This is a genomic window from Methylobacterium sp. Leaf399 (genome assembly GCF_001424525.1).
Classification (GTDB): domain Bacteria; phylum Pseudomonadota; class Alphaproteobacteria; order Rhizobiales; family Beijerinckiaceae; genus Methylobacterium.
Genome location: NZ_LMQK01000001.1, coordinates 791,645 through 812,537 on the forward strand (window position 1 = coordinate 791,645; position 20,893 = coordinate 812,537).

A 20,893-nucleotide genomic window follows, 5' to 3' on the forward strand; every position below is an offset into this window, starting at 1 on the left:
TCGGACACCGCCCCCCTGTCTCGCCCAACCGATTCGTTCGACGGCGTTGCGTAAACTGTATGCAATCTGCCCAATTCAGGTCAGAGGGCGCCCATTGTTTCCACTTTACAGAAAATAATATTCTCTCCAGTGAAGTGCATACATCCTCGCCCCCGGCGGGGTGTTTCACATGAAACGAATGGGAAGCCGGTCATGGATCCCCTGTCACTCACCCGCCGCGGTCTGATCGGCGGCGCGGCGGCGCTGGCCGCCCTCGGTCCCGGTGCGTCGCGCTCCTTCGCGCAGACGACGACCGGCACCCCTGCCGGGGCTCCCGCCGGCACCCTCAACTACGGTATCTCGATGAGCGACCTGCCGCTCACCACCGGGCAGCCGGACCGGGGTGCGGGCGGTTACCAGTTCACGGGCTTCACCCTCTACGATCCGCTGGTGGCCTGGGAGATGGACGTCTCCGACCGCCCCGGAAAGCTGGTGCCGGGTCTGGCCACCTCCTGGGAGAGCGACCCGGCCGACCGCAAGAACTGGGTCTTCAAGATCCGCGAAGGCGTGAAATTCCACGACGGCTCGCTCCTCGACGCCGATGCGGTGATCTGGAACTTCGACAAGGTCCTCAACAAGGACGCCCCGCATTTCGACCAGCGCCAGGCGGCACAGGTGCGCCCGCGCCTGCCCTCGGTGGCCAGCTACAGGAAGCTCGACGCCTCCACGATCCAGGTGACGACCAAGGCGGCCGATTCGCTGTTCCCCTACCAGATGCTGTGGTTCCTGGTGTCGTCGCCAGCCCAGTACGAGAAGGTCGGCCGCGATTGGGCGAAGTTCGCCTTCGAGCCCTCGGGCACCGGCCCCTACAAGCTCGCCGGCCTGACCCCGCGGGTGCGGGCCGAGCTCGTGCCCAACGAGGCCTACTGGAACCCCAAGCGTGCCCCGAAGCTCGCGCGGCTCATCCTGAGCTGCCTGCCCGAGGACCTGTCGCGGGTGAACTCGCTGCTCAGCGGCAGCGTCGACCTCATCGAACTGCCCGCCCCCGATTCAGTGCCCCGCCTCAAGGCCGCGGGCATGCGCATCGTCGGCAACGACACGCCCCACGTCTGGAACTACCACCTGTCGATGGTCGAAGGCAGCCCGTGGCGCGACCTGCGCCTGCGCAAGGCCGCCAACCTCGCCATCGACCGCGAGGGCGTGGCCACCCTGATGGGCGGGCTCGCCACCCCGGCCGAGGGCCAGGTGCAGCGCTCGAGCCCGTGGTTCGGCAAGCCGACCTTCAAGGTCGGCACCGACATCGACGCCGCCCGCAAGCTGATGAAGGACGCCGGCTACTCGGCCCAGAACCCGCTTAAGGCCAAGTTCATCATCCCCACCGGCGGCACCGGGCAGATGCTGTCCCTGCCCATCAACGAGTTCATCCAGCAGAGCTGGGCCGAAATCGGCATCGCGGTGGAGTTCCGCACCGTCGAGCAGGAAGTCGCCTACACCGCCTGGCGCCAGGGCGCGGCCGATCCGAGCCTGAAGGGCATCACCGCCAGCAACGTCGCCTACGTCACCTCCGACCCGCTCTACGCCATCATCCGCTTCTACGATTCGAAGCAGATCTCCCCCAACGGCGTGAACTGGAGCCACTACCGCAACCCGGAGGTCGACGCCCTCTGCGACAAGGTCAAGCAGAGTCTCGACCCCAAGGAGCAGGACGCGATGCTGGCGCGTATCCACGAGATCGTGGTCGACGACGCGGTGCAGGTCTGGGTCGTCCACGACACCAATCCCCACGCCCTGTCCCCGAAGGTGAAGGGCTACACCCAGGCCCAGCACTGGTTCCAGGACCTCACCACCCTGTCGTGAGGGCGCGCTCCCGCCGACGCCGTCGCGTCGTCGGCGGGGTCCTTGCCGATCCACCGCCCGCTTGCCTCGGATTGCCGGGCGATACGGTTTCCGCTTGGATCGAGCGGGACCCGTATCACCGAGCCCGCGCGGCGCCTGAGCGAAGCCCATGTCCGCATCACGACGTGATCAACCGGAAATGGGATGACGGGACGGCCTACGTCCCGATCATCGAGCGGATGCGGGCGGCCATGGTCTCGATGGCGAAGGGCTTGGTCAGCACCGCCATGCCGGGGGCGAGCGAGCCGTTGCCGACGGCGGCGTTCTCGGCGTAGCCGGTGATGAACAGCACCTTCAGGGCCGGCCGGCGCGCGCGCGCGGCATCCGCCATCTGGCGTCCGTTCATGCCGCCGGGCAGGCCCACGTCGGTGATGAGCAGGTCGATGCGCACGTCCGACTCCAGCACCCTGAGGCCCGCCGCGCTGTCGGACGCCTCGATGGCGGTGTAGCCGAGGTCCGCCAGGACGTCGGCGATCAGCATGCGCACGGTGGATTCGTCGTCCACCACCAGCACCGTCTCGCCCTGGACCGAGCGCGGCAGCCGGGCGATGTCGGTGGGGGCCTCCTCCGGCGCGATCTCGCCCTCGTGCCGCGGCAGGTAGATGCAGACCGTCGTACCCTTGCCGACCTCCGACGTGATGCGGACCTCCCCGCCCGACTGCTGGGCGAACCCGTAGATCATGCTGAGCCCGAGGCCCGTGCCCTGCCCGATCGGCTTGGTCGTGAAGAACGGCTCGAACACCCGCTCCACCACCTCCGGCGGCATGCCGATGCCGGTGTCGGTGACGCTCAGGCACAGGTACTGCCCCGGCGGCATGTCGTGCCCGCGCCCCGCCTGCGCGTCGAACCGGGTGTTGGCGGTCTCCACCGTGATGCGGCCGCCCTCCGGCATCGCGTCGCGGGCGTTGATGCACAGGTTCAGGAGTGCGTTCTCGAGCTGCGAGGGGTCGACCAGGGCCGGCCAGATCCCGGCGGCGGCGGCGACGTCGATCGGGATCGCCGGCCCCACCGTGCGCTGGATCAGCTCGCGCATGTCCGCCACGAGGCGGTTCACGTCGGTGGGCTTCGGGTCGAGGGTCTGGCGGCGGGAGAACGCGAGCAGCCGGTGGGTCAGCGCGGCGGCGCGCTTCGAGGCCCCCTGCGCCGCGGCCATGTAGCGTTCGACGTCGTTGAAGCGGCCCTGCTGCATCCGGGTCTGCATCAGTTCGAGCGCACCCGAGATGCCGGCCAGCAGATTGTTGAAGTCGTGGGCGAGACCGCCGGTGAGTTGGCCCACCGCCTCCATCTTCTGGGCCTGGCGCAGGGCCTCCTCGGCCGCCATCAGGTCGCCGGTGCGGGCCGCCACCTGCTCCTCGAGGGTCGCGTTGAGGGCGGCGAGCGCATCCACCGCCTCGCGCACCGCCGCATCCGCCCTGACCCGTTCGATATGGGCCCAGCAGCGTTCCGTGACCTCGCGGACGAGGGTCAGGTCGTGCGCGGTCCAGGTGCGGGGGACCCGGTCGTGGATCGCCATCAGGGCGGTCAGGCGGCCGTCCTTGATCAGCGGCATGCAGATCGTGGCGGCGATGCCGATCGCCTGGAAGGTCGCGGCCTCCTCCGGCGCCAGCTCCGCCAGGTTGTCGTTGACGATCAGCGGTTCGCCGGCACCGAGGTCGCGCACCGCGCGCCTGCCGAAGGCGGCCAGGCTGTAGTGGCCGACGATGCTGGGGGAGCCGGGTGCGGCCCAGTCGCCGCGGATGGTGAAGCCGTCCTCGTCCGGGTCCATGTCCGCGTAGGCGCAGTTCGACAGGGACAGGTGCTCGGCCACCATCCGCGTGGTGGTGGCCAGGATGGCGTCGGCGTCCACGCTCTTGGCGGTGGCCACCCCCAGGTCGTCGAGGAAGCGCAGGCGGGCCTCGTTGGCGCGCAACGCCTCGTCCGCCTGCCGCCGGCGGGTGATGTCGATGGCGGTGCCCAGCGCCCGCAGGCAGCGGCCGCCCTCGTCGAACAGGCCCCGGCCCTTGGCCGCGACCCAGCGCACGAGGCCGTCCTCCTTGCCGACCGTGCGGTACTCGACGTCGTAGGTCGCCCGCTGCAGCGGATCGAGGGCCGAGGCGAAGGCGGCGACGGTCGCGTCCCGGTCCTCCGCGTGCAGGCCGCCGTAGAAGTCGTCCATGGAGCAGGGCACGTCCGGCGAGATGCCGAACATCGCCTTGGTGCGGTCCGACCAGGTCAGGACGCCGGTGGAGAGGTCGAGGTCCCAGGTGCCGATCTCGGCCGCCGCCACCGCGAGCTGGTGCGAGACCTCGCTGAAGGCCAGGCGCTCCCGGCTGGCCTGCCGTTCCGCCGCCAGGATCGCGTTCTGGGTCTCGAGGGCGCAGAGGCGGTCCCGGTCGAGGGTGACGTCGAGCTGGCTGGCGAAGAAGTACGCGAGCGCCCCGGCCGCGTCGGTGACCGGCGCCAGCAGGAGCCGGTTCCAGAACGGGGTGCCGTCCTTGCGGTAGTTGCGGATGTCCATCTCGACGGCCCGCGGCACCGCCAGCGCCTCCCGCAGGCGGGCCACGTCGTCGGGATCGGTCTCGCCCCCCTGCAGGAACCGGCAGTTGCGGCCCAGGATCTCCTCGCGGTCGTAGCCGGTGAGACGGCAGAACGCCTCGTTGACGAAGACGATCGGATTGTCGGGCAGGCGCGGGTTGGTGATGACCATCGGCATGCGCGTGGCGCGCACGGCCGCGGGGAACGGATCGAAGCCGCCGTCGGTGCCGGCGATCTCGGCGCCGATCCGGGTCTCGTCGCGCAAGAGCTGCTCGACGGAGTCCCGCGGGATCGACGGCTCGGTCGTGTGGTCCTTCGAGGTCTCGTCCATGCGACCGGCGGTATACCCGACAAAGGATCGTTTTTCACCGCGCCCGGCCACGCGCCGCGGGCGATCGGGTCCCGGACGAGGTTCTTCGCGAGCGGGACGTTCTGGGAATCGGGTTTTTGCGGGACATGTTCCCGGCTTGTCATCGGGGAGGACGGCCCGCCGGCCCGTGCTAGGAGGAAGGCGATCCGAACGCCAGCCGGTCCGCCATGCTTGAAGCCTTCCGCGCCATCGTCGACGGCGACGAGCCCCCTCCCCCCGGGGCCCGCGCGCCCGACGAGACCGAACTCACCCGCGCCCTGCAGGTGCTGCTCAAGAGCCAGTGCGTCTATGCCGGCACGCCGGGCATCGGCCGCTCCTACGAGATCGCCCGGCACTACGCGCCGTTCTTCCAGAGCTACTTCTCCTGCCTCGGCTACGGCTTCGAGGTCTCGCACCGCGACCAGATGGTGTTCCTGCGGGTTCCGACCGACGGGGTCCGCCACGACGGCCAGGCCGAGCGCCTGCGCAAGGACGAGACCCTGGTGCTGCTGGCCCTGCGCCTCGCCTACGAGGAGGGCTTGCGCGACCACCGCGTCACCACCGAGGGGGTGGTCGAATGCACCACCGACGACATCGCCGAGTCGATCCGCACCGCCGCCCGCAGCGATCCGCCCGAGGAGACGCGGCTCACGGAGATCCTGCGCCTGTTCGCCCGCAAGGGCGCGCTGCGCCTGGGCGAACGCGACAAGGCGGAGCGGATCACGCCCCTGATGGTGCTGCCGGGCATCGCGGTGCTCTCGCCCGACGCCTGGATGGACCAGGTCCGGGCCTGGGCCTCGCGCGGTGAAGACGAAGGGTGACGGGGGAACGGCCGAACGCCCTGGGTCGTTTCCCGTGGCCTTAGCCGGCTCGGCGATCGCCTCCGGCCGCACCTGCCGGAGAGCCTCGTTGTTTCGCATGGACGCGCCGACGCTCGAACACATCGCCCGGCTCGGGTACGGCGCCCGCGGGGCGGTCTACTGCCTCGTCGGCGGGCTCGCCGTCCTCGCCGCCGTCGGCACCGGCGGCCAGACCGGGGGCAGCAAATCGGCCCTGACCGCCCTGCTGACGCAGCCGTTCGGGCGGATCTGGCTCGGGCTCGTCGCCTTGGGCCTGCTGTGCTTCGCCGTCTGGCGGATCGTCGAGGCCGCCACGGACGCCGATCGCCACGGGCGCTCGGGCAAGGGTCTGGCGGTGCGCGCCGCCCATGTCGTCAGCGGGCTGACCAACGCGGCGCTGGCGCTCAGCGCCGGGCAGCTCGCCCTCGGCCTCGCCCTGTCGAGCCGGGACAACGAAGCCGCGCAGGATTGGACCGCCTGGCTGCTCGCCCAGCCGTTCGGGCAGTGGCTCACCGGGATCGTCGGCCTCGTGGTGATCGGCATCGGCCTCGGCTTCCTGCGCAAGGGCTGGTCGGGCGACGTCGTCAAGCACCTCGCCCTGCCGGCGGGCGCCGGGTCCTGGGCGGTCCCCCTCGGCCGGCTGGGCTTCGCCGCGCGCGGGGTGGTGTTCGCGCTCATCGGCGGCTTCCTCGTCCTGGCCGCCGTCCACAGCCGCTCCTCGGAGGTGAAGGGCCTGGGCGAATCCCTCGTCTTCCTCCGCAGCCAGCCGTTCGGATGGGTGCTCCTCGGGCTGACCGCGGCCGGCCTGTTCGCCTTCGGCCTGTTCAGCTTCGTCCAGGCCCGCTACCGCCGCATCGACGCCCCCGACATGGCCGACGGCAAGGCCGCCCTGAAGAGCGCGGCGTCCTCGCTGCCGGGGCGGTGACACCGACATCCAAGGATGAGCCCACCGTGGCCGTGAGGCAGTGGAGGCGCCATTGGCCGCGGCGCTCCGGCCTGCTTCCCGTCGTCCCCTGCCATGCCGGCCCCCTCGCTTGCGCCGGCCGCGCGAGTCGGGGCAACTGGACGGCCACCCCTCACGGATCGCCGGGCCCCTCGGAGTGTATCGCCTCACCGACATCGTCCTCTCCAACTGGTACCTGATCCGGCGCGAGCAGATCCGGATCCGGGGCGCGACCGCCTTGGTCGGGCCGACGGGGGCGGGCAAGTCGACGATCTTCGACGCGGTCGGCACGGTGCTGGCCGGCAACAACGCCAGCCGGCTGGCGCTCAACGCGTCCGCCTCGGGGCGCAGCGCACGCACGGTGCGCGACTATTGCCTGGGCTGGATCAGCGACCCGGCCGAGGGCGGGCGCCCCACCCGCGAGGCCTGCGAGACCCTGATCGTCCTGGTGTTCGAAAACGCCGCCACCGGCCGGGTCGTCTCGGTGGGGCTGGCGCTGGCCGCCCGCGCCGAGGACAGCCGCGAGACCACCCTGTCGCGCTTCATCGCGGAAGGGCACCGGTTCGAGATCGGCGACTACGTGCGCGAGACGCCGGAGGGCAGCTTCGTCGCCCCCTGGCCCGAGATCGCCAAGGATCTGCGCCTGGTGTCGCGGCGCTTCGAGGAATTCCGCTCCTCGGGCGAGCGCTTCACGGCGCAGGTGCTCGCCCTCCTGCGCGAGGGCGCCCCGGCGCCCGAGCCGCGCCACTTCCTGCGCACCTTCTCGAACGCCGTCGCCTTCAAGCCGATCTTCGATTCCAGCGCCTTCGTGCGCTCCTTCGTGCTCGAGCCCGAGCCGCTCGACGTCGCCCGCATCCGCCAGTCGGTGGAGAACTGGCGTCGGCTCCTCGAGACCATCGAGGAGCTGGAGCGGCGGCTCTCGCATCTGCGCCGCCTGCTCACCCGCTACGAGACCTGGGCGGAGGCGAGCCTGTCGGCCGCCCTCGACGAGGTGCGCGCCGCCGGGGCCGACCTGCGCCGGCGGCTCCTCGACTGGAGCGCGGCGAGGGCCCGCCTCGGCGAGGTCGCCGAGCGCCTGCGCATCGCCCGCGAGAGCGTCGCCGCCAGCCAGGGCTTCGTGCGCGACATCGACGGGGAGATCGCCGCCAAGAAGGCGCTGGCGGCGGGCACCGCCGCGCAGGGCAGGCTCGCCGCCACCGATGCCGGCCTGTCCATGCTGGCGCGCGACCGGCGCGACCTCGGGACCCGGGTGGGCGACCTCGTCGGCCTGGTGCTCGAGGCGGGCAAGCTCGCCGCGATCCTTCCCGAGATCCGCCGGATCGACCCGCAGGCGGCGCGGGTGGTGGAGGCCTGCGCCCGCTCGGGGCTGCGCCGGGACGCGCCCCCCGACGAGAGCCTGCGCCCGGACGGGCCGCTGGCGCGCCTCGTCGCCGACCTCTCCGCCCTGCCCGACATCGCCACGCCCCTCGACCGGGCCGCCGAGGACATGGCCCTGCGCGCCCGTGCCGAGGAGACGCAGGTTCAGAGCCTCTCGGCCGCCTTTTCCGGTGGTCGCGCCAGCGCGGGGCGGCTGTCCTCGGACACCGCCGGCTTTCGCGACGAACTCGCGCGCCTGGGCATCGAGGCGGTGCCGGTGTGCGAACTCGCCGAGATCGTCGATCCGGCCTGGGGCCCGGCCCTGGAGGGCCTGCTGGGCGGCGCCCGCGAGGCCCTGGTGGTGCAGCCCGACCGCCTCGCCCAGGCCTTCGCCCACCTGGAGGCGCGCAAGAGCCAGTTCTACCGCTGCCTGTTGGTCAAGACCACAGACACCGCCCGGCGCCGGGGCGGGCGCGACGACGTCGGCCCGCTCTCGCTGATCGCATCGGACGATCCCCACGCCATGGCCTTCCTCGCCGCCCGGCTCGGCGGTTACGACCTCGCCCCCGACGATGCGGCCCTGTCGCGGATGAGCCGGGCTGTGGCGCCGAGCGGGCGCTCGACCTCGGGCATGGCCTATTCGGTGGTGCGCCCGGTGCAATTGATGATGACCCGCGGCAGCCGGGGGCCCACCGCCGAGGGCCGGCAGGCGCTGGAACAGGCGGTGGCGGAGGCCCGGCGCCTGCGCTCGCAGGCCGACGTGCTGCGCGAGGCCGCCCGCAGCGCCACCGTGCTGGGAAAACGCCTCGGCGAGGCCGATCTCGACGTCGCCGCCCTGCGCGAGGAGGCCGATACCATCGAGGGCCGGCGGCGCAGCCTCACCACCGAGCGCGAGGCGGTGGAGAAGGCCGACACCGGCGCCCTGGAGGCCGAGATCCGCGACCTGCAGGCCGAGCGCTCGGCCTATCTCACCGAACTGGTGCAGGTGCTCGAGCCCAAGCGCGACGCGCTGCTGGGCGAGGAGGCCGGGCTGAAGGCGAAGGTGACGGCCTCCCGCGAGGCGGCCCGCGCGGCGCTGGCCGCCCGCCGTAGCGCCCACGCCCGCTGGAGCGGCGGCGACAGGGTGCGCATCCGCCTCGTGCGTCCGGACGGGTTCGATCCGGCGGCGGTGGCCAGGGCGCGGGCGGATGCGGCCGGGCTCGACGCGAAGGACCTGGCCGCTCTGGCCAACGCCGCCCGCCAGGCCGCCCGCGAGGGGGCCGAGACCGCCCGCACGCAGGGGCGCGCCGCCGAGCGGGATCTGGCCGAATACTGCGCCCAGTGGCGGCTCGAGAATCCGCTCGGGCGCGGCGACGTGCCGGCCTCCTTCGGCTACGCCTGGGTCGTGCGCGCCCACGACGAGGTCGCCGGGCACGAGCTGCGCCGCTACCGCGATCAGGCGCTGCGCGCCGAGGGCGAGATGCGCCGGCTGATGACGGAAGACCTGCTGACCCGGCTCGCCGACAAGTTCGAGCGGGTCCGCACCCGCCTCGACGCCCTGAACGAACGGCTCTCGACCCAGAGCTTCACCGGCCAGACCTACGCCTTCGAGGCGGCGGTGGACCGGCGCTACGCGGCCGTCCATGCGCTGGCCACCGAAGTCGCCCGCTCGCCCGACGCCGCCCAGGCGATCCTGCCCGAGGCGGGGGCGCCCGCGGACGGGCCGCTCTCGGCGGCCATCGCCGAGATCTCGGCGCTGATCGCCGGCGAGGAGAGCGCGGCGCGGCTGGCCGACTACCGCAACTACTTCGTCTACGAGATCGGCATGCGCGATGCCGCGGGCAACCGCACCACCATGTCGAACCGGGCCCTGCGTGGCTCGGGCGGAGAGGCGCAGGCGCCGTTCTACGTGGCCATCGCCGCCTCCCTCGCCTCGGCCTACTACCCCGGAGACCGCCCCGGCGACGAGAACCCGGGCCTGGGCCTGTGCCTCCTCGACGAAGCATTCTCGAAGCTCGACGTGCGCAATTCCCAGGCTCTGGTCGACCTCTACCAGGCCTGGGGCCTGCAACTGCTGATCGCCGCGCCCGAGGACAAGCGCACCACGCTGACCGAGGTGATGGACACCATCGTCACGGTCTACAAGAACCCCGACCTCACCTCCGTGCGCATCGAATCCGAGCATCCGCTGGAGGCGGCCAAGCGGGCGCTCGCCGCCATCAATCCGGAGCGCCGGAGCCCGCAAGCCTCTGTCATGACGAGCGATGCCGCCGAATAGGCCGGCGCCCGGCGCGAGGGATTCTCGCGGCATCGGCGGTTGCCCCGCCCACGATCCCCAAGTACAGCCGACCGACACGGCCGGCCGATCGACCGGAGAAACCCTCTCCGCCCGCCCGGCGGCGGCGGCGCTGGCAAGGTTGTGCTTCGCGTCGTCGCCGAATCGGTCGATGGCGGCGACCAGCAATGACGGATGATGGCATGCGCATCTTGGTGACCGGCGGCTGCGGCTTCATCGGCTCGGCGCTCGTTCTGCACCTGGTGGAAGACCTCGGCCACGACGTCCTCACCCTCGACGCGCTGACCTATGCGGCCAACCCGATCTCGCTGCAGCCGTTGGCCGACGATCCGCGCCATCGCCTCGTGGAAGCCGACATCTGCGACGCGCCGGCCGTGCACGCCGCCTTCGCCGCGTTCCGGCCGCAGGCGGTGATGCATCTGGCCGCCGAGAGCCACGTCGACCGCTCGATCACCGATCCGGGCGCCTTCATCCGCACCAACGTCATTGGCACGCAGGTGATGCTCGATGCGGCCCGCGGCCATTACGAGGGCCTCACCGGGCCCGACCGCGAGGCTTTTCGCTTCCTCCACGTCTCCACCGACGAGGTCTACGGCTCGCTGCCGCCGGGCGGGTTCTTCACGGAGGAGAGCCGCTACGACCCGCGCTCGCCCTATTCGGCGTCGAAGGCGGCGTCCGACCATCTGGCCCGCGCCTGGCACGAGACCTACGGGCTGCCGGTGCTGGTCACCAACTGCTCCAACAACTACGGCCCCCGGCACTTCCCCGAGAAGCTGATCCCGCTGATGATCCTCAACGCCCTGGAGGGCAAGCCGCTGCCGGTCTACGGCGACGGGCTCAACGAGCGCGACTGGATCCATGTGGAGGACCACGCCCGCGGCCTCGTGGCGGTGCTGGAGAAGGGCACGCTCGGCGAGACCTACCTCCTCGGCGGCCGCTCGGTGCGCAACAACCTCGCGGTGGTGAAGGGCCTGTGCGCCGCCTTCGACCGGCTGCGCCCGGAGGCCGGCCCGCACGAGCGGCTGATCACCTACGTCGCCGACCGCCCCGGCCACGACCGCCGCTACGCCATCGACCCCACCAAGTCCGAGGCCGAGGTCGGCTGGGTCCCCACCAAGGTGTTCGAGGAGGCCCTGGAGGAGACCGTGCGCTGGTACCTCGACAACGAATCGTGGTGGCGCCCGATCCGCGAGGGCCGCTATTCCGGCGAACGCCTCGGCCTGTCCGGAAAGGCCTGAGGTGGACGTCCTCATCCTCGGCGGGGCCGGGCAGGTCGGCACCGAACTCCAGGCCGCCGGCCGCTGGCCCGAGGGCGTGCGCCTGCACGCCCCCGACCGGCACGCCCTCGACATCACCGACGCGGCGGCGGTGGCCGCTCTCATCGCCGGAACGCCCTGGGCGGCGGTGATCAACACGGCCGCCTACACGGCGGTGGACAAGGCCGAGAGCGAGGTCGCGCAGGCCTGGCGCCTGAACGCGCTGGCGCCCGCCTATCTGGCGGCCGAGACGGCCCGCACCGGCATCCCGCTGGTGCAGGTCTCCACCGACTACGTCTTCGACGGCAGCGCGCCGGGCGCCTACGAGGCCGATGCGCCCATCGCCCCGCGCAGCGTCTACGGGGCCAGCAAGGCCGCCGGCGAGATGGCGGTGCGCACCGCCAACCCGCGCCACGCCATCGTGCGCACGGCCTGGGTGGTGAGCCCGCACCGGGGCAACTTCGTCAAGACCATGCTGAGGTTGGCCGCCGAGCGCGACGCCCTGAGCGTCGTCGACGACCAGCACGGCTGCCCGACGAGCGCGGCCGACCTCGCGCAGGCCCTGGCCGCGATCGCCCTGCGCCTGGCGTCCGACGCGGGCGCCCCCACCGGCACGGTCCATTGCGTCAACGAGGGCGCCACCACCTGGTGCGGCTTCGCCCAGGCGATCGTGGCCGGCGCCGCCCGGCGCGGCGGCCGCTCGGTGCCCGTCACCGGCATCCCCACCAGCGCCTACCCGACTCCGGCCCGGCGGCCCGCCAACTCGCGGCTCTCCACACGCAGCCTGACGCAGGCCTACGGCCTCGTGCCGCGGCCCTGGGAACAGGCCCTCGACGACATCCTCGACCGGCTCGTGGGGCCGGCGACAGAAGGAGTGCAGCCATGAAGGGGATCGTTCTGGCCGGAGGCTCGGGCACCCGGCTGCATCCGGCGACGCTGTCGATCAACAAGCAGCTGCTGCCGGTCTACGACAAGCCGATGATCTACTACCCGGTCTCGGTGCTGATGCTGGCGGGCATCCGCGAGATCCTGATCATCTCGAGCCCGGAGCACCTCGACAACTACAAGCGCCTGTTCGGCACCGGCGAGCAGTTCGGCCTGAGCTTCTCCTACGCGGTGCAGCCGCGTCCCGAGGGCCTGGCGCAGGCCTTCGTCATCGGGCGCGACTTCGTCGGCAGCGACGACGTCGCCCTGGTGCTGGGCGACAACCTGTTCTTCGGCTCAGGGATGAGCGAGTTGCTGGCGCGGGCGCGCGAGCGCAAGCACGGTGCGACGGTGTTCGCCTACCACGTCGAGAATCCGGCCGCCTACGGCGTCGTCACCCTCGACCGCGAGGGCCGGCCCCTGCGCCTCGTGGAGAAGCCCAAGGAGCCCGAGAGCCCCTGGGCGGTGACGGGCCTCTACTTCTACGACAACCAGGTCCTCGACATCGCCGCGGCGGTGACGCCCTCGGCGCGGGGCGAGCTCGAGATCACCAGCGTCAACCAGGCCTACCTGGAGAAGGGCGAGCTCCACGTCGAGAAGATGTCGCGCGGCTACGCCTGGCTCGACACCGGCACCCACGACAGCCTGCTGGAGGCGGCCGAGTTCGTGCGCACCCTGCAGCACCGCCAGGGCCTGCAGGTCGCCTGCCTGGAGGAGATCGCCTACCTCCAGGGCTTCATCGGCAAGGACCAGCTCGTCGCCCGCGGCGAGCTGTTCGCCAAGACCGCCTACGGGCAGAACCTGCTCCGGCTCGCCCGCGAGGAGATGCCGGGGCAGGCCGGGCTCTGAGGGGAAGGTCGGCAGGCGATGAGGATTTTCGCGTCGCCTGACCCGTCAGGGACAGAGCGTCGCTGAAGAATGAGATCGTTTCCTCTCCATGAAGCCTCGGTGAAGCGCGCACCTCTCCTCCCCCTTGTGGGGAGGAGTAGGGCGGTGGGGGTGGTTCCGCCTGCCACCGACCGAGCGTCGCCCAGCCACCACCACCCCCTGAACCTCCTCCCCACAAAGGGGTGGGGAGAGCGTTCGGCCCTCCTCACGCCATGCGCTGCGGTTCCCGCTCTTCCCGCGCGAGGACCGGCGCCGGGTAGGGTGCGGCGGCCAGCAGCGCGTTCGAGGCGTCCTCGACCCGCTCCTGCAACCGGTCGAGGAACGTCGCGCGGTCGAGGCCCGGCAGGATCGGGGGCAGGAAGGCGATGACGGTGGTGCCCGGGCGCCGCATCAGGCTGCGGCGCGGCCAATAGAGGCCGGTGTCGAGGGCCACGGGCACGCAGGGCACGTCGAGCGCCGCGTAGAGATGGGTGATGCCGAGCTTGTAGGCGGGGGCGGCGCCGGGCGCCCGGCGGGTCCCCTCGGGGAAGATGATGAGCTGGCGGCCGTCGCGGATCGCCTGGGCGGCGGCCTCGTTCATGGTCGCCATCGCCTTGGCGCCGCGGCTGCGGTCGATCGCCACCATGCCGCTGCGCGACAGGTACCAGCCGATCAGCGGGATCCAGAGAAGCTCGCGCTTGAGGATGTAGGCGAAGTCCGGGAACACCGTGACCAGCGCCAGGGTCTCCAGCGCCGACTGGTGCTTGGCCGCCACGATGCAGGCCCCGGCCGGCCGGTTCTCCAGGCCGCGGAACTCCACCGTCAGACCGCCGACCACGCGCAGCAGCCACAGGGTGGTGCGGCCCCAGACCTGCGCCAGCCGGATCACCGCGCGGCGGGAGACCAGGGTCGGCAGGCCGGCCACGGCGATCACCGTGGTGGCGAGGTAGAAGGCGCAGTTGAAGGCAAGCGATCGGAGGAGGAGCATCGACGACCCGGGTCACGCCGCCCCCGCGACGCCGGGGCCGGCCGCCTGCGTGTAGCGCGCCGGTCCCCGCTTCACCACCGTGCCGGGTAGGGAGTCGGGACAATCGGGTGAAACCCGATTGTCGATGGACCGGGCGCGAAGAGCGCCCCGCGGAGCGGGCTTTGCAGGACGCACGTCCTGCAAAGCGTCGCGCGAAGCGTGAGCCCAAGGCCGCGGATGCGGCCGCCGGCGCTTGAGGCAAACCCAAGACGACAGGGCGATCGGGTTCACCCGAGCGCCCTGGGTAGGGAGTGGCCCTCAATATCCCTCGGCGAGGGTGCCGCGCTGGCGCGGATCGGCGGCCCCGGCGAGCAATCCCTCCGCCGCCATCACGGAATTGGCCGAGCCGGAGCTCTGGCCCACCGCCACGGCGTGGCCCCGCGCGCGCAGGAGCGCCAGGGTATCGGGCGAGACGCCCTCCTCGACGCTCAGGCGGTCGGGCCGCCACTGGTGGTGGATGCGCGGGGCCGCCACCGCCTGGGCGAGGTTGAAGCCGAAGTCGACGAGGCCGACCACCACCTGCAGCACGGTCGAGATGATGCGGCTGCCCCCCGGGCTGCCGGTGGCCAGCACCAGCCGGCCGTCCCGGAACAGGAAGGTCGGGGTCATCGACGAGAGCGGGCGGGCGCCGGCCGCCACCGCGTTGGCCTTGCCGCCCACGAGGCCGTAGGCGTTGGTGGCCCCGACCTTGGCCGAGAAATCGTCCATCTCGTTGTTGAGGAGCACGCCGGTACCCTCGGCGACGAGGCCGACGCCGTAGGAGAAGTTGAGGGTGGTGGTGTTCGAGACCGCGTTGCCGGCCGCATCGATCACCGAGAAGTGGGTGGTCTGGTCGGGCTCGAACGCGAGCGGATCGCCGGCCTTGACGGAATCGGCGCTGCGGGCGCGGGCCGGATCGATGGCCGCGCGTAAGGTCGCGGCGTAGGATTTCGCGGTCAGCCCCTCCACCGGCACCTGGGTGTGGGCGGGGTCGCCGAGCCAGGTGGCGCGGTCGGCGTAGGCGGGCTTCATCGCCTCGGCCAGATGATGGATCGCCTCGGCGCTGCCCGCCCCCATCCGGGCGAGGTCGAAGCCCTCCAGGATGTTGAGGATCTGCAGGAGATGGATGCCGCCCGAACTCGGCGGCGGCATCGAGACGACCTCGTAGCCGCGGTAGCGGCCGCGCACCGGCTCGCGCACCACCGTGCGGTAGGCATCGAGATCGGCCGCCGTCATCACGCCGCCCGCCCCCCGCACCGCCGCGGCGATCCTCTCGGCGACCGGCCCGCGGTAGAAGGCGTCGGCCCCTCGCGCGGCGATGGCCTTGAGGGTGTCGGCGAGATCGGTCTGGACGAGGGTGTCGCCGCGGGCCAGGGGCGCGGTCCCGGAGAAGAAGATCGCCCGGCTCGACGGCCAGCGCCCCAAGAGCCCGGCGGCCCGGGGCAGCGAATCGGCGAGCCCGGCCTCCACCGGGATGCCGCCGCGGGCCAGCGCCTCGGCCGGGGCGACGAGATCGGCGAGCGACAGGCGGCCCGAACCGTAGAGGCGGTGGGCGTCGGTCAGGCCCCGCACGGTGCCGGGCACGCCGATGGCCTTGCCGCTCCGGGTGGAGGCGGACGGGTCGGGCTCGCCGCGGGCGTCGAGGAACATGTCGCGGCTGGCCGCCGCCGGGGCGGTCTCGCGGTAGTCGATCGCCACCGTGGCCGCCGGCTCGGCCCGGTGCACCAGCATGAAGCCGCCGCCGCCGAGGTTGCCCGCCCGCGGCAGGGTCACGGCCAGGGCGAACCCCACCGCCACGGCGGCATCGACGGCGTTGCCGCCGCGCCTGAGAATGTCGACCCCGACCCGCGTCGCCGTGGCGTCCTGCGACGAGACCATGCCGTGGCGCGCCAATACCGGGAGCACCCGGGCGTCGTCGGACTGGATCGGCGGCGTCTGCGCCCGGAGCGGTCCGCTCAGGAGAAGGAGGGCGAGCCCGACGCGGAGAAGGTCAGTCGTCGTCGCTCTCGTCGGCTGCCGCATAGAGTCCTTCCGCACCGATCCCCTCGTCGAGCATCATGCGGGCGCGCGCCCGCAGCTTTTCCGTCTCGCTCTTCAGCTGGCCGCAGGCGGCCAGGATGTCGCGGCCGCGCGGGGTCCGCACGGGAGAGGCGTAGCCGGCGTCGTAGACGATCTCGGCGAAGCGCTCGATCCGCTCCCACTCGGAGCAGGCGTAGGCCGAGCCCGGCCAGGGGTTGAACGGGATCAGGTTGATCTTGGCCGGGATGCCCTTGAGCAGGCGCACGAGTTCGCGGGCGTCGGCGTCGGTGTCGTTGACGCCCTTGAGCATCACGTATTCGAAGGTGATGCGCCGGGCGTTGTTGAGGCCCGGATAGGCGCGGCAGGCGGCGATCAGCTCGGCCAGCGGGTACTTGCGGTTGAGCGGCACCAGGGTGTCGCGCAGGTCGTCGCGCACGGCGTGCAGCGAGATCGCCAGCATCGCATGGGCGTCGGTGCCCAGGCGCTGCATCTGCGGCACCACCCCGGAGGTCGAGACGGTGATGCGCCGGCGCGAGAGGCCGAGCCCGTCCTGGTCGGCCATGACGCCGACGGCGTCGATCACCGCGTCGGTGTTGTAGAGGGGTTCGCCCATGCCCATGAACACGATGTTGGTCACCGCCCGCCGGGTCTCGTCGGCCCCGGCCTGCACCGGGTTCTGGCCGGCCCAATCGTTGAGGCGGTCACGGGCCACTACCACCTGGGCCGTGATCTCGGCGGCGGTGAGGTTGCGCACGAGGCGCTGGGTGCCGGTGTGGCAGAACGAGCAGGTGAGCGTGCAGCCGACCTGGGAGGAGACGCACAGGGTGCCCCTCCCCCGGCCGGGAATGTAGACGCATTCGATCTCGGCGCCGCGGTTGTGGTCGTGCCGGCCGGTGGGCGGCATCCGCAGGAGCCACTTGCGGGTGCCGTCGCGAGAAACCTGCTCGGTGACGACCTCGGGCCGGTCGAGGGTATAGGCCTCGGCGAGCTGCGCCTTCAGCCCCTTGCCGACGTTGGTCATGTCGGAGAACTGGGTGGCGCCGCGCACGTTGAGCCAGTGCCAGACCTGGGCGGCGCGCATCTTCTGCTCGCGCTCGGACACGCCGATCGCCCCGAGCCGGGCCTTCAGGTCGTCGCGGGTCAGCCCGACCAGGGACGAGCGCACCCCCGGCACCGCCTCGGGGACGAAATCGGGCAGCTTCTCGATTGCTGTCACGGCGCCCGCCTCGCGCGCCGCGGTGTCGAACGACGCCGTCGCCATGGAATGTCTCGTGCCTTCGAAGATTTTTGGGGAACGGCCTCCTCTTAGGCGATTCCGCGGTCGAACGCGAATGGCGCCGTTGCGCTTGCGGGCGGGCGGGCGGCGACGGTAAGGCGGCGGGCCGCCCGGGCCGGGCACGGGCGGAGGAACGGATGATCCGAGCGATCCACGTCGGCGCCCTGGTGGCGCTGTGTCTCCTGTCTCCGGCCCAGGCGCAGGACGCGGCCTGCGACGAGGCCGACATCGCGGTGGCGACGATCCCGGTGCCGCCCCAGAGCGCCACCGCCTATCGACGCGCCCGGGCGGTCGGCGTCACGGTTGGCGAAGCGCAGGACGGCGATGTCGTCCTGCTCGGCGACAGCCTGACCCAGCTATGGCCCGCCGCATCGGTGGCCGAGACCTTCGGTGCGAAGGTCCTGAACCTCGGCGTCGGCAGCGACCGCACCCAGAACGTCCTGTGGCGCCTGCAGGACGCGCGCTACGCGACGCTGTCGCCGCGCACCGTGTTTCTGATGATCGGCACCAACAACCTCGGCTATCTCGACAAGGTCTGCGCGATCCGGGAGGGGGTCCGGCAGATCGTCGAGCGGATCGACGCCCTGTGGCGCAAGCCGAGGCTGGTGGTGGTGGGCATCCTGCCCAGGGGCAAGAAATCCGCCTTTCGCGATGCCGACCGCATCGGTTTCAACCGCGAACTCGAGAACCTCCTGACGAGGCGGGGCAACGCCGTGATGGTGGACGACACCGCCCTGCGCTGCGCCGACGACCACTGCCCGACCTTCGCGCCCGACATGGTCCATCTGACCCCGGAGGGATACGCGGTGCTCGGCGCTGCGGTCCGCCTGAGGTTGGAGGCGGCGGGAGCGCCGTGAGGACAGGCGGGTTCGCGCTCGCGCATCTCCGAACGCTGTCGGCTCCTCCCACACCCTGCCCTCATCCCGAGGTGTCGGGTGGAAGGGCAGCGTCCGCGGGAGAAAGGTGACGCGACACCCGCCTCGCGCCAGGTGCGACGGCCGAAAAGCCCGACCCTACTGCGCCGGCTTCGGCTCGGCCGGCGCAGCGGCGGGCAGGAGCACGTCCTTGGCGACGGTGCCCTCCGGGCCGTACTCGCCGGCCACCGCGAGGCAGGAGCGCTCGCGGTTGAGCTGCATCTGGTTGGACATCAGCGCGAACATGGTCTGGACCTTGGCGCCGAAGGGGCCGCGCGGGGCGACGTCCTTGGGGTCGACGTTCTGCTTCTGGAGCAGGGCGTCGAACTGCTCGACGCCGATGCGGTAGCCGCAGACGTTGGCCGCCGAGAAAATGTAGGCGGCGAACTCCAGGGCGCGCGGGTTGGGCGCGTTGCGGATCTGCGCGCTCGCAAACGTCGGTGCGGCCGCGAGGGCGAGCCCCAGGACGAGGCGCAGGGGGAGCGGGGATGTCGACATGGCGTGGTGGTTTCCTCAATCGTCCCGCGCGGGCTGCTCGAACGTCCCGCTTCGGAGACCGCCACATAGGTCGGTCCGCCGCTGCGGCCAAGGGACCACATCGAAGCACCGACCGCTTGCCCCGTCAGTGCCCGAGGCTGTGCGAGAGGAAGAAGGTGAGCATGGCGCGCGATGCGTCGGGTCCACGCGGGTCGGTGTAGCTCGCCCCCGCACGCCCTCCCGACCAGGCGTGGCCGAGGCCCTTGACCACCCAGTTCTCCACCAGCACGCGGCCGTCGGCGTCGGCATAGCGGGTGCGGGTATAGGCGAGGCCGCCGGGGCTGGCCTGAGGAGCGGGCGTCTCCAGCGCTTCGAGCCGGGCGATGCCGGCCTGGGCCAGGACCTGGTCGCCGTTGCGGGGGCTGACGGTGCCATCGCCCTCGCCGTGGACGACGATGGTGGGGATGCGGATGCCCGCCGCCGGTGCCCCGAAGCCATTGGGCGGATTGGCGCCCGGGGCGCCCATGTTCATGGCCATCAGGGCGGAGGAGAGGTCGCGGGCGCAGCCCGCCGCCAGCCCCGAATGGACGCCGACCCCGGCATAGAGGTCGGGATAGGCATGGGCGACGTTGGCCGCCGCCGCCGCACCGGCCGAGAGCCCGGCGATGTAGACGCGGGCGGGATCGGCCCCGTGCGCGGCGGTGACCGCCCTGGTGATGCCGGCGATGATGCCGGCCTCGCCGCCGTCGCGGCCCTGGTCGCGCGGCTCGAACCAGTTCCAGCACTTCTGGCCGTTGGCCCGGCCGGACTGGCCTGGATAAACCACCAGGAACCCGAGTTCCTCGGCGAGCTCGTTCATGCCGGTGCCGGCGGCGAAGTCGTCGGGCGACTGCGAGCAGCCGTGCAGCATCACCACCAGCGGCGGCCGGGCCGCGAGGTTGCTCGGAACGTAGAGCTTGTAGGAACGGGCGCCGGCGGCGTTCTCGAAGGCATGTTCGGAGAAGGTGCCGGCCCCGGCCACCCGCGGTGCCACCGCCGCCCCCGGCACCAGCCCCTTGAACAACGGCGCGACGTTGCGCCCGAGCCCGCCGACCACGGTGCTGACGACCTCGCGCACCCGCTCCGGCAGCACCGGGCCCTGGAAGCCGGCCCGGTTGAACGCCGCCGCCTGCGGCGCCTCGGGCGCCTGCGAGGTGGACGAGGACGCGGACGTGGTCTTGGAGGAGGACGCGGGACGCGGCTCGACCGGTTCGGCCGTCAGGTCGATGGTCCTGGGTTCGATCGCCTTCGGCTGGGACGGGTTCGGCTGGGAGGAGGTCGGCGCGGCGCCGGTCAGGGCCCGCTGGATCAGCGCGGTCGCCTCGTGCAGGCGCCCTGCCCCGGTCATGCGGGTGGCCTCCATCATTTCGGCGATGCGGGCCTGGATTCCGTTCGACGACTCGGACATGGGGGAATCGCTTTCAAGAACGTCCGGTCTCCCTGCGGAGACGCGTGGCGCTATCGGGACAAAGGAGTATCGGCTGGATCAGCGCAGGCGGTCGCTCAGGGCCGCCTTGACGGCGGGGCTGGCGTGCAGGCTGCCCAGGACGTCGAGGGAAGCGATGGTGGCCCGGGCGAGGTCGGGGCTCACGTCGTAGGCGATGCTGGCGAGGCCCAGCACCCGGATGTGCAGGGTCTCGCCCCTGGCGCGGGCGTCTTCGAGGTCGGCGCGGGTGAAGTGGCGCAGCCCCAGCTCCACCCGGTTGCGGGCCACCGCCTGGCGGGTCACCTCGGCATGGCGTTCGGTCTGGTTACGGATGGCGGTGCGGATGAAGTCGGTGCGGTTGGCATAGACCCCCTCGGAGACGAGGAGGTCGATATGGCCGAGATCGACGAAACCGAGGTTGATCGTGATCTTCTCGCTGTCGCCGGAGCGCGCGGGGGCCTTGCCCGGAGCCACCGGCGGGTCCTCGATCTGCAGCATCACCACCATCCTCACGCCATCCTGTTGGATGGTATATGGG

15 protein-coding genes are annotated in these 20,893 nt (G+C 71.9%); 8 read left to right on the forward strand and 7 right to left on the reverse strand.

Annotated features, from left to right (window positions below):
• Positions 1–192 precede the first annotated feature (192 nt).
• Positions 193–1,836, forward strand: a complete 1,644-nt coding sequence (locus ASG40_RS03600) for an ABC transporter substrate-binding protein (protein ID WP_055880528.1) — start codon at positions 193–195, stop codon at positions 1,834–1,836.
• 196 nt (positions 1,837–2,032) lie between these two features.
• On the opposite strand, the gene ASG40_RS03605 is transcribed toward ASG40_RS03600, so the two are convergent.
• Positions 2,033–4,720 (reverse strand): PAS domain-containing protein, encoded by a 2,688-nt coding sequence (locus ASG40_RS03605; RefSeq protein ID WP_055880532.1) that lies wholly within the window; start codon positions 4,718–4,720, stop codon positions 2,033–2,035.
• 206 nt (positions 4,721–4,926) lie between these two features.
• On the opposite strand from ASG40_RS03605, the gene ASG40_RS03610 reads away from it, so the two are divergent.
• The 6 genes from ASG40_RS03610 (at position 4,927) to rfbA (ending at position 13,180) form a co-directional block, all read left to right on the forward strand.
• On the forward strand, positions 4,927–5,559 hold the full coding sequence (locus ASG40_RS03610) for a DUF4194 domain-containing protein (RefSeq protein WP_055880535.1): 633 nt from the start codon (positions 4,927–4,929) through the stop codon (positions 5,557–5,559).
• Positions 5,560–5,656: 97 nt separating this feature from the next.
• A complete protein-coding gene (locus ASG40_RS03615) occupies positions 5,657–6,502 on the forward strand; it encodes a DUF1206 domain-containing protein (protein ID WP_055880538.1) in 846 nt (281 codons plus the stop codon).
• 175 nt (positions 6,503–6,677) lie between these two features.
• Entirely contained in the window at positions 6,678–10,133 is a 3,456-nt protein-coding gene (locus tag ASG40_RS03620; protein ID WP_055880541.1) for an SbcC/MukB-like Walker B domain-containing protein, read from the forward strand.
• A gap of 200 nt (positions 10,134–10,333) precedes the next feature.
• A complete protein-coding gene (gene rfbB, locus ASG40_RS03625; RefSeq protein WP_055881280.1) occupies positions 10,334–11,389 on the forward strand; it encodes a dTDP-glucose 4,6-dehydratase in 1,056 nt (351 codons plus the stop codon).
• A 1-nt stretch (position 11,390) separates the two neighbouring features.
• Positions 11,391–12,293: a dTDP-4-dehydrorhamnose reductase gene (gene rfbD, locus ASG40_RS03630; protein WP_055880544.1), complete on the forward strand. Its 903-nt coding sequence runs from the start codon at positions 11,391–11,393 to the stop codon at positions 12,291–12,293.
• Complete coding sequence (gene rfbA / locus ASG40_RS03635) at positions 12,290–13,180, forward strand: glucose-1-phosphate thymidylyltransferase RfbA (protein ID WP_055880548.1); 891 nt, start codon at positions 12,290–12,292, stop codon at positions 13,178–13,180. Before rfbD ends, rfbA begins: the two co-directional genes overlap by 4 nt.
• Before the next feature lie 244 nt (positions 13,181–13,424).
• Here rfbA and ASG40_RS03640 read toward each other — a convergent pair whose 3' ends face one another.
• The 3 genes from ASG40_RS03640 to rlmN form a co-directional block, all read right to left on the reverse strand.
• Positions 13,425–14,186: a lysophospholipid acyltransferase family protein gene (locus ASG40_RS03640; protein ID WP_055880551.1), complete on the reverse strand. Its 762-nt coding sequence runs from the start codon at positions 14,184–14,186 to the stop codon at positions 13,425–13,427.
• A 297-nt stretch (positions 14,187–14,483) separates the two neighbouring features.
• Complete coding sequence (gene ggt, locus ASG40_RS03645; protein WP_055880554.1) at positions 14,484–16,226, reverse strand: gamma-glutamyltransferase; 1,743 nt, start codon at positions 16,224–16,226, stop codon at positions 14,484–14,486.
• Positions 16,195–17,484 (reverse strand): 23S rRNA (adenine(2503)-C(2))-methyltransferase RlmN, encoded by a 1,290-nt coding sequence (rlmN, locus tag ASG40_RS03650; RefSeq protein WP_055880558.1) that lies wholly within the window; start codon positions 17,482–17,484, stop codon positions 16,195–16,197. Before rlmN ends, ggt begins: the two co-directional genes overlap by 32 nt.
• Before the next feature lie 152 nt (positions 17,485–17,636).
• On the opposite strand from rlmN, the gene ASG40_RS03655 reads away from it, so the two are divergent.
• Positions 17,637–18,356, forward strand: coding sequence for a GDSL-type esterase/lipase family protein (locus ASG40_RS03655; RefSeq protein ID WP_055880561.1), 720 nt, complete (start codon positions 17,637–17,639; stop codon positions 18,354–18,356).
• A 156-nt stretch (positions 18,357–18,512) separates the two neighbouring features.
• On the opposite strand, the gene ASG40_RS03660 is transcribed toward ASG40_RS03655, so the two are convergent.
• The 3 genes from ASG40_RS03660 to ASG40_RS03670 form a co-directional block, all read right to left on the reverse strand.
• On the reverse strand, positions 18,513–18,911 hold the full coding sequence (locus ASG40_RS03660; RefSeq protein WP_055880564.1) for a hypothetical protein: 399 nt from the start codon (positions 18,909–18,911) through the stop codon (positions 18,513–18,515).
• Positions 18,912–19,035: 124 nt separating this feature from the next.
• On the reverse strand, positions 19,036–20,337 hold the full coding sequence (locus tag ASG40_RS03665) for an extracellular catalytic domain type 1 short-chain-length polyhydroxyalkanoate depolymerase (RefSeq protein ID WP_055880568.1): 1,302 nt from the start codon (positions 20,335–20,337) through the stop codon (positions 19,036–19,038).
• Positions 20,338–20,415: 78 nt separating this feature from the next.
• A complete protein-coding gene (locus ASG40_RS03670; protein ID WP_055881284.1) occupies positions 20,416–20,853 on the reverse strand; it encodes a hypothetical protein in 438 nt (145 codons plus the stop codon).
• Between the last annotated feature and the right edge of the window lie 40 nt (positions 20,854–20,893).